The organism is Paenibacillus sp. PL2-23 (assembly GCF_040834005.1).
Classification (GTDB): domain Bacteria; phylum Bacillota; class Bacilli; order Paenibacillales; family Paenibacillaceae; genus Pristimantibacillus.
Genome location: NZ_CP162129.1, coordinates 588,169 through 604,950 on the forward strand (window position 1 = coordinate 588,169; position 16,782 = coordinate 604,950).

Here is a 16,782-nt window from a genome sequence, read left to right on the forward strand (position 1 = left end):
CAATCAACCTCCTTGGTTGCTTCGCAAGCGTAATTGTGTCTGCCGCAAAGGCAGCAGACAGGCGCAGGGTTCTCCCAGTACACGCATAATTCCCCATACTCCCAGCTCCAGGTCCCAACGAATCAATCCCGAGCGGTACATATAGTCTCCCGGCAGCTGGTAGTAGCCTCCTGCTCCGTAGAACAGGGGGAGGTCAGTGGCATGCCCGACTGTAATTTGTCCCTCCACGCCGACGTGACTAGAGTACACGTCATCGTCATCATCCAGCCATGAATGTCCATGGATGGTGAAGGAGTGTGCCCGGGCCCGATCCGCTGGGAATATGAATCGAATGACAACAGGGTCGCCTGGATAAGCCAGGAAGAGCGGCGTCGCAGGATCGCCGTGAATGCTGGAGCTGAATACCTGGGACACATCCGGATTGCAGATAAGGCGATTCCTGAAGCGTTCCGCCCGGTAATTAAAAGCGCGTGAGCCTTGATCCTCGAAATCCTCGAATTCCACATGGTCTCCATATACCGGCTGCGGGTCTACAATCAGATTACCTTCCTTGTCGAATAGCTTGACGCCGTCGTGCATAACTATTGCGAACTCGCGGAACTCCCCGAACGGGTTAGAGATGACGACCTGGCTTCCAGATTGAACAGCTGTCCGGGTAGCCGGATCCAGATAGATAGAGCCTCGCGGCTCGGTAATGAGCAAGCCGAAGGCGCCGTGATGGCGATGATGGCGAATATCCGCCATATCGACCAGGTTGGCGGAGCCGACAGGCAGATCGATATACCAGCGATAGGTGATGCACTCGCCCGGGCCAACAGTTGAATCGGGGTTGTAGCCCACTGCTGCTCCGTCGGATCCTCTTACATCATATTGAACCAGCTGGGCGTGCAGGGATATTCGTCTGGAAGGGCTGAAGGGCACTTCCACCGGAACGGCAGGATATCCATGCAATGGGTCTTTGTGACACAATGGGGCAAGCTGGTTATGCAGAAGAACCTCCACACATTCTCCGACATTTGCCCTTAGAATAAGCGGCTCTGGATTCAAGCTGCCTTGAAGGATTGCCGGCACATCCTCCGCTAGAGCGAAGATGATGCCGACAGGATCATGGTCTCCGTATGCGTTATAGACTATAGGCGTCTCTACTGCAACGACCTCATAGCGGCGCACAGGCGCTCCGGGCGGGCACGGGTTCCCCGGCGAGGGAGCCGGCGGCGGCGCTGCACCGGTAGGACAAGGCAGAGGCATTGTTCTTGGTGGAGGAGCCGGACGGTCAGGAAGCGGCAGCAGATGAGGTGTGGCTTCTCCGAAGCTTCGGATAATTCCCCAGTTCCCAAGCCATAGGTCGTCAACGGACCCGAAATGATAGAGTGTATCGAAATCTCCTTCTCCATCCATAAAAAATTCCATCGTGAACGATTCGGAAATGCCGATATGCTGCTGTTGTGTCAGCTCCGAATTCAGATCAGGTCGCTCCGCGTGCCAGCGCTGCCGGTGCAGATTGAAGCTGTGCGATTCCTCATGCGCTCCTTGGAGTAGACGGATTCGCACAGGGTCGCCGTTATAGGTTTCCAGCAGCGGCGTTACCGGGTCCCCATGCATCCAGGAGCTAAATACGTAAGCGGGGTCATGATGAGGCTCCGTCAACCGGAATTGCAGCGGCTCATTGCGGTAATTAACCGCCATTACCCCGGGGTCGTCCATCGAGCCCGGATATTTCGGTGGATTAAGCGGTCTGTTGTGCACGTCGAAGAGCATGGTGAAATCCTGGACGAGCAGCGTCAGCTCACGAAAATCCGGAATGAGCGGATTCGTAACCATAGCCTGTGTCCCTGACCGAAGCTCCTCCCCCGAATAGGGGTCATGGAAGGAGGAGAAACGGGGCTCAATATTAATACCTGCGAATACGCCATGCATCTGATGCTCGTTGGCGAACAGATGGTCATGCCAGAAGGTGGACTTAAGCTCAACATCGGCAAACCATTGGTACGTAATGGTGTCACCCGGCAGGACAGAGGAATCGTAGTTCCAGCCGACATTGGCTCCGTCTGCTACCAGCGGATCGAATTTCACAAAGTGCACATGCATGCCCGCTTCATAGGTTCGAGTCATCAGTTGAAAGGCGTTGCCGCCAAGCACCTCAGGAAGCTTATTCGTAAAGTGCAGCCGGATGCATTCCCCCGCGTTGGCACGAATAATCAGTGGCTCTGGAGCCTTCCTTCCGGATAACACCGCCTCTTCATCCTCGTCGAGCACATATAACCTCCCTTCCGGGTCATGCCAGCCCGCTTTGTTATACATGATGGGCATCTGGATCAAGGAGATATGAAATACCCGGACGGGCGCTTCTGGAGGACAAGGATTTACGAACACGGCCCCCGGTACTGCGTTTGGAGCGAAAGCATTGCGCTCAAGCACCGTGATTTCCCGATCTGTTGCAAAAGGCGGACGCGGTGCCTTGTATCCAACAATGCCGGGAACAAAATTCGGAAATCCTGGACATTCAGGTGTCGGCTCAGGCGGGCACGGTTGTGTCGGCAGCGGCTGCAAGGGCTCGATGGGAAGCCCGTTAGGATAACATTGCGATCCATCCTGCAGAGTGTTGAAAATTCGCTGAATGCCCCACATCCCTTCCCCGAAGTGCGGATACAAGTGGCAGTGAATAATGACGTCGCCATAAGCGCCCTGCAGGCTTCCAGCGCCATACAGGGGGGTAATCAAATAGTTGTTCTGCGGCGATATGGCTTGAGAGTCTACAATTTCCGAGTCGATGTCGGTCGGCTCCTGCAGCCACTGATGCACATGATAGTGGAAGACATGGGTTTCTTTGCTCCCGCCGTGCAGGAGCCGAATCTTGATGGGATCTCCGACATATGCGGGAAGAACAGGAGTAGCGGGATCGCCGAACACCCATGAATCGTGATGCACCTCCTCGCCCTCACAGTTTGGGCAGACGACGCCCTCATGGATGAGGAGCAGGCGGTTGCGCATCGGTTCGGAACGATAATTGACAACATGAGTGGATTCCGGCTGGAGCGTGTGCGGGCTAATGGGAGCTTCGCCATTCATAGCGTCTACCTCTGGTTCATCTTGGAAGAAAAAACCGAATTCCCGGTATGACGGAAGCAGCGGATTATGAACGTCGGCATACAGTCCGCTCTTCAGCGGCAGGCCTGTTACAGGATCAGTCCACCAGGAGCCTCGGGGCTCGACGAATAACGCACCGTATAACCCGTGGACATTGCTGCCCAGCTCTGAAGACAAGGGATTGCCGAGATCGGAGAAGAAATAAGCACCCTCCTCGAATACTTGCCAGCGATAAATAATCGTGCCGCCGGGTGGAACAGTGGTGTTCGGATTAAGACCGACAGAGGCGCCGTCGGATTGGACTACGCTGTATTCCGCCTTGGCAATATGCATGGATGTGCTGAATGTAAGCTTATTCTCGAATAGAACCTCAATACAATCTCCTGCATTTGCCCTGATGACAAGGGGCTCCACAAGCTTCACCGGCATGCACGGATTGCGGGCGACCTGCAGCTGTACTTGCTCTTCATTCTCCTTCAGCACATACATCATGCCGTTGGGATCATGATCTCCGAACCTGTTGAACACGATCCGAATCGGTATGGCAACGATATGGAATCGTCTGAGCAAGTCTATCCCTCCTCTAACAGGATTGCTCCCGGAATTCCGGAATGCGGCAGTTCCCATCTTCGATATAGAATACCGCAATTTGGTCAATATGCAGGCGGAACAGCTCATTATCGAGCTCCGCGATATTGGTTACCTCCGTCTCAATGAATACGAAATCAGAGTGGACCCGTACGATAGTGCCAATGATCATGAATGGATAAGCACTAATCAGAATGAATGCCCGTTGTCCGACATTCCTCTCAAACTCCTGACATAAGGCATACTGCCGAATGGCGTTAATATCCATCCCATATTTCTTGTCATGCTTGCCTTTCTTCATAAGGATGACCTCCGGCCGTTTATGTTAATGGTATGCGTCTATCGGAATCGAATGGGGTGAACCAGGCAATGCTTTCTAACGGAATGCTCAGGGGCGTAGGGAAATGATAGAAGGGTGCATTGGACATCTTGATGATAGCGGGGGACAGCGTCAGGAAGCCGTTGGTGACCTCGGTTACTGTCCCTGTGAATATCGGTCGGAATGTCTGTCCGAGTATATTCAGCTGGTTGTCGTTGGTGGCAAGCAAGATGTCCTTGCCCAGCATGTCTGCAAAAAGCTGGTTCTCTGGAAGAATGGGACTCTCCTTACCGCGGCTGGCACTCATACTTTAATCCTCCTCATTGTGCTGTTCATAAGAATAGCTGTGATAGAGCTAATCTATGATTGCCACCTGTTGAATGTATCAGCTATTGCAGGTAGTCATGCGCATAAATAGAGAGAGAGGGTAATAGTATCCCTGACAAGCTTGCGATGCTGGACATACAGTACAGAAGCGAGAATGAAGGGAGTGATTCTGTTTGGGAAAAGAGAAAAAATGTTGCAGGAAGAATACGGATGCTTGTTCGCACCGTGTTATGCATGTGGAGGCCGAGATGTACTGGGGAGAAAAGAACAAGCGGAGATGTGAAGCCATGTCCTGTGGTTGTCACAAGCATTCAGGCGTGAGGGCAGGCAATGACCGATTGCTGTGGGAGCATCATGAGGGAGCACGGGTGCCGAGGCACCGACCGTATAACGAGCATGGCCGCGAATGGATGCACGGCGGAGGCTGCGCGCCTCCATTGCCGTGCCGTTGCGGAAGCCATCACGGGAATGCGAGGGGCTGCGGTTGCCAGGGTCATTGGGTCGGAGCACATTGCAGCGCACCCTTTCTATTATCTTCCTGCTCTCTATGCGCGAATGATTTTCGTCTGAACTTCAATGGCTTGAACGGAAACCTGTCGTTCCAGTTGTTCCGGATGAAGGGCTGTAAGGTCAAGATCGTATACGAATGTGCGGGAGTCAAGGAAGAGGTAGAAGGCATTCTCTGTAATACGGGAACTAATTATGTAGATGTGAAGAAGAGCAATCAGATGGTCGAAACGGTGCTGCTGGATCGAATCTGCAATCTGCTCTGGGAGGATCGCTCCTGCAATCCATGCAAGTGCTGCCGTGGTTGTGAGGATCGCCATCCTTGCCCGCATTGCTCGGGCAGATCGGAATTGGAGGTGATTGAAGCAGGGCGGACAGACACAGGATTTGGAGAGGCTGGCTCATAAGCGATTTCAATAGACATTATGGAGTTCCGTAACTTGGCAGACGCCAGGTTTGATGAAAGGGGAACTGGAAAGCCAATAGAGGGCTTGCGTCCTCAGTTGAAATCCAGTTCTCTGCTCTCCTACATATAGAATAAAATTGCTCGTTGTGTGCAATAAGGAAATCATTCGAGAGGGAGTGGGATGGCCAAGCTGCTTAAAAGCACAAGCCCTGATCAGAGCTTCGCTATTGACATTCCCACTACTTAGTTATACCATGTAGTTGTAGTAAGTGATACTGCATACCATTGGTGCATAATAGTAAGGAGTGAGCGTGCTGGAGAATCTAACGGAAATGCTCAAGGGATCGCTTGAAGGCTGTGTTCTTGAGATTATTAGCCATGAAGAAACCTACGGGTACGAAATTACGCGGCGTTTGAACGCCCTCGGCTTCACGGATGTTGTGGAAGGAACGGTGTATACCATTTTGGTCCGGCTGGAGAGGAATAAGCTAGTGGAGACCACCAAGAAGCCCTCCGATATGGGGCCGCCGCGAAAGTTTTTTGCCATTAATGATGCGGGGCGAGAGGAATTGCGAAGGTTCTGGGAAAAGTGGGAGTTCGTCTCATCCAGAATAAATGAACTAAAGGGGAGAGGCCAATGAACTTCTGGGACAAAGTGACCGGCAGCGACATGACGAAACAAATGAAAAGCTTTGAAGCGCGAGCCCAAAGGCTGCCTGCTGATTATCAAGCGGCTTGGCAGGCTATCAACGTCAATCTCTTTCCGCATTCCAACTTCACCGGACGTAACCTCATGCCTATTCTTGACGGCGTGCTGGGCTTGCTGGAAGAATCCGCGGCGGAAGGACAGAGCGTTCAAGAGGTTCTGGGCAGCGATATCCCAGGCTTCTGCTCGGCTCTGGCAGGCGAAGAAGGGGCTAAGTCTTATCGAGACAAGTGGCGCCAGCAGCTCAACCAGAGTATAGCCAAAAAGTTAGGCCAATAGGAGGGGATTACATGAGCATCCGGGATATCATCGAAGGCAAAAAAGAGTGGCGAGCGCACGTTGCCCGCGTCAAAGCGCTCCCGAAGGATTACCAGATCGTATACAAGGAAATTCAAAAATATCTTTTTAAGGTCGGGCCTGTCGAGCTGTCGGAAGGGACGGGGCTGCTTTCAGGAATCGTCGATTTGTTCGAAGAAGGCGCGGCCTCGGGGAGGGGCGTGCTTGAGGTGACGGGACATGATGTAGCCGCGTTCTGCGACGAGCTTATCCAGGATTCCAACACGTATAGGGATATAGATGGCTTCTAAGACATACAGCAGCCCCGATTCTGGCCTTCGTTGACGAAGGGAATCGGGGCTGCATGGTTTTGTTTTATAGGCGATCCAGCTTAAACGACTAGTTACCCTGCGCCTGCTGCCGAGGCTGTCCGTCCATAGCCCCTCTGCCGCCTCCCATTGCGCCGCCCATGCCCCCAAGCCTGATGAGAGAGGCATCCTCCGAGCCTTCCACGAGCCAAATGGTCAAAATATCCCCTTCCTTCAAATCGGCAATGCCCATATCCGTCAGCGCGACGCCATTCTCCCCGAACGAGGAGCCTTGAATGGCAGTGGTATCGGTCACCGTAACATCGACGGTCTCCTCGGTGAACATGCTCATGCCGCCGACGGGGCGTCCTTGTCCGGCTTCGCCCGGCATCGCATCGCCCTCCTGAGCCGCTGGTGGAGTGCCGCCACCGCTCAGCGCCCCGTCCTGCCCGTTCTGTTCAGCGGTCTCGCCGCCCCCGATCTGTCCCTCGCCTTGCCCATCCTGACCAGTCGCCTGTCCGCCTTGTCTGCTGCCGCCGCCTTCGCGGCGCATGCCTCCCATTCCGCCGCCCATCGCTCCGGGCTCCAAGGCCGATTTGTACACGGTAACAACGTTGCCGTTTATGCTTTTCACTTGCCCGATGAGGCTCGCCACGTTGCCATGATCATCCGTCATGCCGAAGCCGCCTCCGCCTCCCATTCCCGGAGGCCCGCCTTCGCCGCCTGCTTGCTGCCTCGCTCCGCCGGTTTGCATTGGAGCTCCTCCCGCGCTGTTATCCGAGCTGCCTGTCTCGCCGGAGCAGCCTGCCAGCAAGGCAGTCGCCAGTAGTGCGGCTGCTAATATTCCGCATTTGCTCACGTTTTTATCCTCCCTGTAATCCTCTTGTAATCGCAATGTAGCACAGTCATATGAACGGGACATGAACGCCTCGTAAACAAAAAAGAAAACCGGACAACAAGTATTAAGATAATATTTTATTTCATAAAAATGACTATCGACGAAAAAATAATTCGCCTATAATCGCAAGGGCTAGCCCAAAAATCAAACAGGGAGGTACGAACACATGAAGGTTAGGCATCGCGCGGCCGGTCTGTTTCTTGCCATTATGATGATGTTTACATTGGTGGCGCCAGCGGCATATGCAGGGAGCATGGATCCACCGGCGGTTGCGTTCGGGGAGGTCATCGACAAGCGGCAGACCGAGCTTGCGCCGGGTGCGACGTACACATGGTATGACATGGAGACGAATAGGGGGGAGCAGAAAGTACATTTTGTTTCGTTCCATCCGGGCAGCTCGAATCTGGAGCTTATCGCGGGGACGAAATCCGGCAAGGTTCGCGGCATGGAAGGCGTAACGGAGATGGCGGCATACGCCGATGCGGCGGGCAGCAGGGTCATCGCTGGCATTAACGGCGACTTTTACGAGATCAGCGGCAACGCGACAGGCGTACCGAACGGCTTGTTCATCGGGGGCGGACGCATCTTGAACAGCGCTACGAGCGCTTATGCATTCGGCCTGCGTTCGGATGGCACATCGATCTACGGCAGTCCGATTCTGCTGAAAACCATCACCATAGACGGCTCCATCACGCCGATCACTCATGTGAATCGATTCCGAAGCGATAATCAGCTGGTTCTGTACAGCACGGATTATTACGCCTCGACAATGACCTCGAACGAAGGTGACGAGATCGTGCTGGATATTGTGTCGGGCGACGTGAAGCATGGCGAGCCCATGGTGCTGAAGGTCGCGGAGGTGCGCACTGGCCAGGGGAACGCGCCGCTGAATGCTGGACAAGTTGTGTTATCAGCATCGGGCAGCATGCGCTCCGCTCTTGCGGGTCTGGAAGTGGGCGACGAGCTGACGGCCGAGTTCACGCTCAGCGGCGGATGGGCTGATGTGCAGGTAGCGATCGGCGGTATGGGGCCGCTAATCCAGGACGGCGTCGTCCAGACGGGAGTCGGTCCGGCGGGCGTCCATCCAAGGACGGCTATTGGCACTAAGGCTGACGGCACGATCGTCATGTTCGAGATCGACGGCCGTCAGCCTGGCTTCAGCGAGGGAGTAGAGACGCATGAGCTCGCCGCGATTATGGCTGATCTTGGTGTCGTGAACGCCATGAACCTGGACGGCGGCGGGTCGTCGACGCTGGCGGCCAAGCTGCCGGGCGACATGGCGCTGCGCGTGATGAACAGCCCGTCGGACGGCGGAGAGCGCAAGACGGGCAACGGTCTGCTCTTGGTGAACAAAGCTCCCGAGCTCGGCACGGCCGCCAGTCTTGCGGTGCAGCCGAACGCAGAGCGCATCCTGACCGGCTCCACCATCCAATTCCAAGCCAAAGGCGTAGACGCGAACGGACATCCCGCCGCTATGAACGGGACGCCGGAATGGCAGGCGGACGCATCGCTTGGAACGGTGGATGGAAGCGGCATGTTCACGGCCGGCGCGCAGGCTGGCACGGGTGCCATATCCGTTCAAGCGGGAGGCGCGCAAGGCAACGCGGAAATCGAGGTTGTAGATGAGCTGACGGCCATCTCGTTCCCGGACGAAGCCAAGACGTACGAGTCCGGCATGCAGGACACGTTGTCGGTCGTCGCTACCCGGAACGGGCAGGTTGTTCGGGCCGGCAACTCGAGCTTCGAATGGCGCGTGGAAGGGGATATCGGCACCGTCGATGAGAACGGAGTATTCTCCGCGACGAACGAGAACGGCCAGAATGGTCGGATCGTGGTCCAATATGGCGAGCTGGAAGCGTCCATGAATGTCAGCGTTGGCATTCCGCCAGCGATGCTGGAGGATTTCGAATCGGGGCTTGCCAATTACACGCACGGAGGCGCTGCCTATAACACGGTGACGATCTCCGAGGAGACGAATCCGGATTATGTCCGTTCGGGCAGCGCTTCGCTGAAGCTGACCTACGATTTTATCGGCAAGACGGGTACATCGGGCGCCTATCTGCAGGCCAAGTCGACCGATACGAGGATTAATGTGCCTGGTTATCCGCAAAAGATCAGTATGTGGGTATACGGGGACGGCAAGAAGCATTGGCTGCGCATGCAAATGAAGGACGGCAACAACGCCTCGATTCCATTGGACTTCACCGACCAGGTGACGGGCGTGGCCTGGACGGGATGGCGCTATGTTGAAGCGACGGTTCCAAGCGGCAAGACGCCGCCATTCACGATTGACATGCCGGTCCGCTATATGGAGACGAGCAATACGAAGAAGGACGCGGGAGTCATCTATGTAGACGATATTCGCGCGTTGTATGGCACGGTAGAGGAGGATATCTCGCCTCCTGTCCTTCACAGCTTGCTGCCGGCTGCCAATCAGACGGTCAAAAACGCGCATCCGACGATCGGCGCAACAGCGGAGGACGATGGTTACGACCCGGCCCAGCATCCAGCAACAACGCTGATTGATCCGGCTTCCATCCGGCTCTACGTGGACGATCAGCAGGTGCAGCACGGGTTGTATCCGCCCAAAGGCACCATTACCTATTCGCCAACCGAGCCGCTAGCCGAAGGCAGGCATAAAGCGAAGCTGGCCGTCCGGGATTTAAGCGGCAACCAGACGATTAAGGAATGGTATTTCAACGTCAATCTGGGCTCCCCGCAATTTGTGTACGATACGGCATCGGAGCAGTTTGCTGGTGAAGCCTATGAGCTTCCGATCCGCGTGGAGTCCGTTGCCAAGCTGAAGAATGGGCATGCGGAATACCAGTTCGATCCTGCAGTAACAGGAAGCTACGAGGTGGTATTAGGCCCGAAGCTGTCAGACACCCAGCTGACTTCATTGGTGGATCAGGACCAGGGAACGGTAAGAGTGACATTCCAAGATCTGGATGGGACTTCGCTGACGGATGAAGATATATTGGCGACAATCCACTACACCGTGAAGAGCGACGTCATTGGACCAATCGGGCTAGAGCAATCCAAGGGCGAAGAGATGGTTCGTCCCCATACCATCGAGTTCAAGTCTGGCTCTATCATAATGGTGGAGGGCGACGGTACGCCGAAGCCGTTCTACGGGGCGCCGCTTGAGGCGACCGTCAAGAGCAAGCTGAAGCTGCTGTGGCAGCATGCGGACATTGCGCTGGGCCAACCTGCGAGCTTCGTGATTACCGAGGACGGCGTTCCCGTTCAAGGTGCGACGCTCCTGCTGAACGGTGTTGCCATCGCCGGCGGCGAGGTTTCGAATGCGGGCGGGGTGCTGACGACCGCCGAAGCGACGACGGCCGTAGGCGTGGTCCAGGTTCAGGCCAGGAAAGGCGACGCCTACAGCCCCGTTATGACGTTCCCGGTTGCCGCTTACACCGGAGAAGCAGCGCCATACAACATCAGCGTGTCGATGGGCGAAGATGCTGCGACATCCAGGCAGCTGGCGTGGCATACGCATCCCGACACGGCGGAGACGGTCGTGGAATGGGCGCCGAAGGCGTCATTCACGGATTTCGAAGCGGATAACATCACCCGCACGGTGGGGACGAGCAGCCTCTACAACTCGAATAATGACGGCACATACCGGGTGCATAAGGCGGAAGTGACCGGCCTTGCCCCGAACACGGCTTATGTCTACCGCGTCGGAGACGGCGGCAGCCATGTAAGCGCACAAGGGGAATTCCACACATCCGCAGCGAATGGAGAGGGCTTGAAGCTGCTGTTCTTCGGAGATTCTCAAGCCTCGGATCAAGCAGGCTTCAATCAGTGGGGAGAAGCGCTCCATACGGCGCTTGCCGATATGCCGGACGCGGAGCTGCTTATCCACGCGGGCGACATGGTCGACCATGGCCACGAGGAAGAGCAGTGGAGGATGTGGTTCGCGGCGGCCCAGGATATTTTCATGAAATACACGCTTCAGACGGTCGTTGGCAATCATGAAGTGACGGGCACGAACGGAGCGGGAGACTATTTGGCCCATTTCCATAATCCGCAGAATGGACCGGCGTCGGCGAAGGGCAGTGCTTATTCCTTCGATGTAAAGGATACGCATTTCGTTATGCTGAATACCGAGATGAGCGCCGAGGCGATGCAGGAGCAGGCGGAGTGGCTGGATATGGATCTGGAGGCGTCGGATAAGAAGTGGAAGATTGTTGTGTTCCACCAAGGTCCGTACGGGAGCATCTACTCCAATACGAATGTCCAGACCTACTGGGTGCCGGTGTTCGACAAGCACGGGGTGGATCTTGTCCTGAACGGACATGATCACATCTATCTCCGGACCTTCCCGATGAAGGGCGGAGCGATTGTTCAGGAAGGCGAGGGCACGCGGTACGTGATCGGCGGCTCCACGGGACCGAAGTATTACGCGCTTACGGAGAGATTCTGGCAGGAGGTCGTGTTCGACGAGGATATCAATATATTTACGTCGATTGAAATTACGGCTGACGCCATCAAGCTGACCGCCAAGACCATACACGGAGAGCTTGTGGATACCTTTGATATAGTGAAAAAGAAGCCAACGGTTATCCCAGCGCCGATCCCGACCCTGCCACCACCCGCCAAGCCGGGTCTCATCGAGGTGAAGGAGGAGCAGCTGAAGGGCGGAGCGAACGGCGAGGCTGTGGTCATCGAGGCCAAAGGCCCTATTAACGAGCTGGTCCTTCCTGCCGGTGCGGCAGAGCTGCTCGGGGGCAGCGACCTCATCCTCCGGTCCGACGAGCTCCAGCTGACCTTGCCATCGGATTGGTTGAAGGAGATCGCGTCAATTCTGCCGGAGAACGAACATGCTGACAGCATACTAACGTTGTCTGTGGAACGCTTCGAAGGACAGTCGGCAGCAGAGCTCCTGGAGCTGGCAAGCGAGCATACAGGAGCGGAGCTGCAAGCTGCAGGAGGCGTTCTTGACTTCCAATTGGTTGTTAAGGATGCAAGCGGCAAGCAGACGACGATTACGGAGTTCCAACAGCCGCTGACGATCTCAATCGCTGCTGACGCAGCGGTGAATCCGAATCTGACGGGCATTTATTACATCTCGGAGACAGGGAAGCTCGAATACGCGGGCGGCAAGTGGAGGGATGGCTGGCTTACGGCCGACCTGTCGCACTTCAGCGTCTACGCTGCGCTCGAATTCCGGAAGCCGTACAGGGATGTACCCGTCGATCATTGGGCGGCAGAGGCCATTGCCGGACTGACCGCGCGTCAGGTCGCTCAAGGCGTTGCGGACGGCCGATTTGATCCGGAGAGCCGGATTACGCGGGCGGAGTTCGCGGCGATGCTGGTTCGCGCTCTGCGCCTGCAAGGCGAAGCCGGCACGTCGTTCGCGGATGTGCCGATGACGGCATGGTACGCCAATGAGGTTGCCCTGGCGGCGGAAGCGGGCATCGTCACGGGCAGAAGTGAAGACAGCTTCGCGCCACACGACGAGGTAACCCGTCAGGAGATGGCCGCCATGATCGTGCGCTCGTATGCGTACCTGAAGGGCGAGCCGATCCCCCTCAGCTCCGCGTCCCAGCCGTTCGTGGACATGGAGAGCGCGCCGGAATGGGCTAGGCAAGCTGTGTCGGCGGCTTATGAGCTGAAGCTGATGCAGGGCTACCCCGGCGGCGTCTTCCGCCCGCAGGGCAAGGGCAGCCGCGCTCAAGCTGCGATGATGATTTACAATATTTTAAGAGTCGAGGACTAGCTGTTATCCACACCTAACCCCCTATACAGGCATATCGTAAAAAGGCTGCCACACCCGTTCAGGCGGGGAGGCAGCCTTCTTCTCACTTTTCACCTGCCGCAATCAATCCGCTTTCGTCATTCGGTCTCCCTTCGCACACCCCCATTCAGGACGAGTTCCATATCTCCACTTGTATACCTTTCCATCAACCTTCATGAAACATATAAATAATAGAACTTCATATTTATCGTTACTCATGAGTGGAGGTTGCTTATTTGGAACAATACCGGATTGTGCCATGGGATGACCTGTTGACCGAAGAAACATCCGGAATCAACCTGGAACAGTACGTTCCTCCAGAGCTGGAGCAGCTCGCCTATCAGGTTTGCAAATCTTACGATATGAATGTCCAAGGCATGACGCTCATCACCTCTAAGCCCGACAAGGGAGGGGCGATCTGGCGGATCGAGACGAATCACGGCCCGCGAAGCCTGAAGGTGCTGCATCGGACACCGGAGCGCAGTATGTTCAGCGTAGGCGCGCAGGAGTACGTGGTGAAGCAGGGCGGCCGCGTCCCTGCCATCATCCACACCCGGGATGGCCAGAATTCCGTAATCGCCGGTGGCAAGCTGTGGATCGTAACCGACTGGATCGACACGCTGACGCCTGTCGCCAAGATTGATCTGGACGGAGCCATGTCGCTCTGCCACGGACTGGGCGAATTTCATAGCTGGACGAAAGGTTATGTTCCGCCGCTTGAAGCCGGACGTTCCTCTAGGATCTTTAAGTGGCAAAGTCAATACGAAAAAATCATGTCTAAGCTGGGCTGGTTCCGCCATATCGCCCTTGCTTATCCTGACGCGGCCGCGAGTCCGCATCTGCTGTCCGTGCTGGACACGTTCGAGCAGCAAGCCAAGGATATTTTCACGAAATTCCAAGCCTCCTCCTATAGCAAAATGGTGCGAAAAGGTGAAGCCCACTGGGGGCTTGCGCATCAGGACTACGGCTGGTCCAACGGCCAGATGGGGCCGGGCGGCATCTGGGTCATCGACCTGGACGGCGTAGCTTATGATCTGCCTATCCGCGATCTTCGGAAGATTATCACCAGCACCATGGACGACATGGGCGCCTGGGATCTGGCGTGGATTCGCGGCGTTATCGATGCTTATCACCGCGCCAACCCGCTCGATCGGGAGACCTTCGAGCTGCTGTGGATCGACATGGCGTTCCCGAATGAATTTTATAAGCACGTCAAGGAGGTTGTGTTCCATCCTGAGGAGTTTATGAACACAGAGCTGGACGGCATTCTGGACCGGGTTGTGGCGACAGAAGCGAATAAGTGGGAAGTGCTGCGCGAGCTGGAGAAGGATATGGCCAATTACCCATCCGGTGATTATCCGGAGGTTGAAGAGCCTCTCAGCCAGCCGTTCACGTACCGGGATTACGCCAGAGGCGGCAGCCCCGTGGAGGCAAGCGAACCCGCCTTGGAAGGCGGCCATGAAGCGGAGGAAGAGGAGAGAAGCCCTGTGCGCAAGCGGCCGGGATCGGAATCACGCCCGCTTGTCGGCCAGCCGGCAAGGAAGCTGCGCAAGAGGGTTCGGCGGAAACGCGACAGCGAGCAGCGCACAACGCAGAGAGGCGCTCAGGCCTCCATGCCGAGAAGGAAGAAGGCGGCTGCGAAGCCGGCGAAAGCGTCCCAACCAAAAGTCCAGTTGAAACCGGCTCAGCCGAAAGCCTTGCGGAAGCCGTCTAAGCGCCTGACACCGGGCAAGCTTGCCAAGCCGAAAGCGATAGCCGCGAAGCCGGCCCCGAAGAAGAAGCCGGTGAAAACCGTTAAGCCCGCAGCTCGCGGGTCGATTCAGAAGCAAGTGAAAACCAAGCCGATTGGCAAAGCGGCTCTGAAGGCTGCTATGAGGCCTTACAGACGCAAGCCAGCCGCACGGGCATATATCACCGCTTTTAGAAGAAGCGCAACGATGAGGGAGATCGCGAGATGAACATTTTGATGATATGCACGGAGAAGCTTCCGGTGCCTAATATTCGGGGAGGGGCCATCCAGACCTATATCGGGGGCGTCGCGCAGCTCCTGAGCAAGCATCATAAGATGACCATCATCGGCCGGTCGGATCCCGAGCTGCCGGACGAAGAGACGGTAGACGGCATCCGTTATATCCGGTTCGATTCTCAGGGCGTGTTGGACATCTATATGAGCCACATTGTGCCTTATTTGGAATCGAGCCGGGAAGTGTACGATGTCATCCACATTTTCAACCGCCCGAAGATGGTTATGCCAGTGTCGTCCGTCAGGCCGGATGCGCGAATCGTGCTCAGCATGCATAATGATATGTTCAATCCCAATAAGCTGAGCAAGCAGGAAGGCGACGCGGTAGTGGAGAGGGTGGAGACGATTGTCACCATCAGCAACTATATCGGATCGGAGATTGTCAAATATTATCCGCAAGCAGAGTCCAAAATACGGACGATTTACTCCGGCGTCGATCTGTCCAGGTTCGCGCCTTGGAAGCAGTCGCAGTCCGCGCTTCGCGAGCGCGACAGCATCCGTGCCCAGCATAATCTGGGCAACAAGAAGGTCATTCTGTTCGTCGGCAGGCTCTCCCGCAACAAGGGGCCGCATGTGCTGGTTCGGGCGATGTCGGAGCTGAAGCATACTGACGCGGTACTCGTTATCGTGGGAGCCGCCTGGTATAGCGATAACCATATTAGCGACTATATTGCCTACCTCCGCGCCATGGCCGAAAAGTCGCCGATTCCGGTCATCACTACCGGTTATGTTCAGGCGAGCGAGGTTCACAAATGGTTCTGCGCGGGCGACGTATTCGTCTGTACGTCAATCTGGGAGGAGCCGCTCGCCCGTGTTCATTACGAGGCGATGGCGGCAGGCTTGCCGCTGATCACGACAGCCAGAGGCGGCAATCCCGAAATCATTCGCAGCAACAACGGGGTCATCATTCAGAATCCGGAGGACCCGTCCGAATATGCTTCCCATCTGAACAGCATGCTGTCCAACCTGGGCGGTGCCCGTCAAATGGGCCTGCAGGGCCGCAAGCTTGTTGAAGAGCATTTCACTTGGAATCATGTAGCGGGCAATATTCTGGATGTGTGGTCGAGGGTGAAGGCGGCCTCCGTATCCTCGGTTGACGAGGAGCAGCCAGAGGAGAGGAACGAATAGGCTTACCCGGCTTGCTTGATAGTGTTTGAAGGAAGAGGTTAAAAGCTTGAAATGACGGTGCGCGCACCGTTATTTCAAGCTTTTCTGCTGTCTGCGGCGGCGACAGGGTGGTGGATGAGAGCTTTAAGCAAGCAGGGCTGTCTGCTGACGACCGGTTAAGGTAACCGGGTCATGGGACGGCCCTGGTTGATGCATGTTGTGCTTGGAGAGGGGAGCCAGGCTGCGTTTTGATGGGGGGGACGTCGTGCAGGCAGTGGCCGCGGAGCAAATAGACGTGCCAGAAACGTCTAAATGAGCGGGCGCGGGTGGTTTGGGTCAAATAGACGTGCCAGAAACGTCTAAATGAGCGGACGCGAGTAGTTTGGAGCAACACGAATATGAATAGCTGGGTACAGAAGGGGGGGCTTGCTGAGCAACGGTCCTTGTCTTGTCCTGCTTCGGTTGCGAGCTTGGATGCCCCTCT

11 protein-coding genes are annotated in these 16,782 nt (G+C 56.0%); 7 read left to right on the forward strand and 4 right to left on the reverse strand.

Going from position 1 to position 16,782, the window contains the following annotated elements; translation table 11 throughout:
- Nucleotides 1-3 precede the first annotated feature (3 nt).
- The 3 genes from AB1S56_RS02515 to AB1S56_RS02525 are packed head-to-tail and all read right to left on the reverse strand — an operon-like array spanning nucleotide 4 to nucleotide 4,301.
- A complete protein-coding gene (locus AB1S56_RS02515) occupies nucleotides 4-3,657 on the reverse strand; it encodes a multicopper oxidase domain-containing protein (protein ID WP_340870142.1) in 3,654 nt (1,217 codons plus the stop codon).
- Nucleotides 3,658-3,670: 13 nt separating this feature from the next.
- On the reverse strand, nucleotides 3,671-3,976 hold the full coding sequence (locus AB1S56_RS02520) for a hypothetical protein (RefSeq protein WP_340870141.1): 306 nt from the start codon (nucleotides 3,974-3,976) through the stop codon (nucleotides 3,671-3,673).
- 19 nt (nucleotides 3,977-3,995) lie between these two features.
- Nucleotides 3,996-4,301, reverse strand: coding sequence for a hypothetical protein (locus AB1S56_RS02525; RefSeq protein ID WP_340870140.1), 306 nt, complete (start codon nucleotides 4,299-4,301; stop codon nucleotides 3,996-3,998).
- A 388-nt stretch (nucleotides 4,302-4,689) separates the two neighbouring features.
- Between AB1S56_RS02525 and AB1S56_RS02530 the strand changes: the two genes are divergently transcribed.
- The 4 genes from AB1S56_RS02530 (at nucleotide 4,690) to AB1S56_RS02545 (ending at nucleotide 6,527) form a co-directional block, all read left to right on the forward strand.
- Nucleotides 4,690-5,235, forward strand: coding sequence for a hypothetical protein (locus AB1S56_RS02530; protein ID WP_367903419.1), 546 nt, complete (start codon nucleotides 4,690-4,692; stop codon nucleotides 5,233-5,235).
- 331 nt (nucleotides 5,236-5,566) lie between these two features.
- Nucleotides 5,567-5,875, forward strand: a complete 309-nt coding sequence (locus tag AB1S56_RS02535) for a PadR family transcriptional regulator (protein ID WP_340870137.1) — start codon at nucleotides 5,567-5,569, stop codon at nucleotides 5,873-5,875.
- On the forward strand, nucleotides 5,872-6,219 hold the full coding sequence (locus tag AB1S56_RS02540; RefSeq protein WP_340870136.1) for a DUF1048 domain-containing protein: 348 nt from the start codon (nucleotides 5,872-5,874) through the stop codon (nucleotides 6,217-6,219). The genes AB1S56_RS02535 and AB1S56_RS02540 overlap by 4 nt, the downstream gene beginning before the upstream one ends.
- Before the next feature lie 11 nt (nucleotides 6,220-6,230).
- A complete protein-coding gene (locus AB1S56_RS02545) occupies nucleotides 6,231-6,527 on the forward strand; it encodes a DUF1048 domain-containing protein (protein ID WP_340870135.1) in 297 nt (98 codons plus the stop codon).
- A gap of 88 nt (nucleotides 6,528-6,615) precedes the next feature.
- Here the strand turns inward: AB1S56_RS02545 and AB1S56_RS02550 are convergent, their stop codons facing one another.
- Nucleotides 6,616-7,383: a hypothetical protein gene (locus tag AB1S56_RS02550; protein ID WP_340870134.1), complete on the reverse strand. Its 768-nt coding sequence runs from the start codon at nucleotides 7,381-7,383 to the stop codon at nucleotides 6,616-6,618.
- A gap of 205 nt (nucleotides 7,384-7,588) precedes the next feature.
- On the opposite strand from AB1S56_RS02550, the gene AB1S56_RS02555 reads away from it, so the two are divergent.
- The 3 genes from AB1S56_RS02555 to AB1S56_RS02565 all read left to right on the forward strand — a co-directional run bounded on the left by AB1S56_RS02555 (nucleotide 7,589) and on the right by AB1S56_RS02565 (nucleotide 16,319).
- Nucleotides 7,589-13,150 (forward strand): phosphodiester glycosidase family protein, encoded by a 5,562-nt coding sequence (locus AB1S56_RS02555; RefSeq protein ID WP_340870133.1) that lies wholly within the window; start codon nucleotides 7,589-7,591, stop codon nucleotides 13,148-13,150.
- A 254-nt stretch (nucleotides 13,151-13,404) separates the two neighbouring features.
- Nucleotides 13,405-15,126 carry a CotS family spore coat protein gene (locus AB1S56_RS02560; RefSeq protein ID WP_340870131.1) on the forward strand — a complete coding sequence of 574 codons (1,722 nt, stop codon included), beginning with the start codon at nucleotides 13,405-13,407 and terminating at the stop codon, nucleotides 15,124-15,126.
- Nucleotides 15,123-16,319: a glycosyltransferase family 4 protein gene (locus AB1S56_RS02565; RefSeq protein ID WP_340870130.1), complete on the forward strand. Its 1,197-nt coding sequence runs from the start codon at nucleotides 15,123-15,125 to the stop codon at nucleotides 16,317-16,319. The genes AB1S56_RS02560 and AB1S56_RS02565 overlap by 4 nt, the downstream gene beginning before the upstream one ends.
- Nucleotides 16,320-16,782: the final 463 nt, after the last annotated feature.

What these genes read in the sequence shown, in the direction of transcription:
- AB1S56_RS02520 (WP_340870141.1), bottom strand. Translation starts at nt 3,976, where the DNA reads ATGAAGAAAGGCAAGCATGACAAGAAATATGGGATGGATATTAACGCC.
- AB1S56_RS02525 (WP_340870140.1), bottom strand. Translation starts at nt 4,301, where the DNA reads ATGAGTGCCAGCCGCGGTAAGGAGAGTCCCATTCTTCCAGAGAACCAG.
- AB1S56_RS02535 (WP_340870137.1), top strand. Translation starts at nt 5,567, where the DNA reads ATGCTCAAGGGATCGCTTGAAGGCTGTGTTCTTGAGATTATTAGCCAT.
- AB1S56_RS02540 (WP_340870136.1), top strand. Translation starts at nt 5,872, where the DNA reads ATGAACTTCTGGGACAAAGTGACCGGCAGCGACATGACGAAACAAATG.
- AB1S56_RS02545 (WP_340870135.1), top strand. Translation starts at nt 6,231, where the DNA reads ATGAGCATCCGGGATATCATCGAAGGCAAAAAAGAGTGGCGAGCGCAC.
- AB1S56_RS02555 (WP_340870133.1), top strand. Translation starts at nt 7,589, where the DNA reads ATGAAGGTTAGGCATCGCGCGGCCGGTCTGTTTCTTGCCATTATGATG.
- AB1S56_RS02565 (WP_340870130.1), top strand. Translation starts at nt 15,123, where the DNA reads ATGAACATTTTGATGATATGCACGGAGAAGCTTCCGGTGCCTAATATT.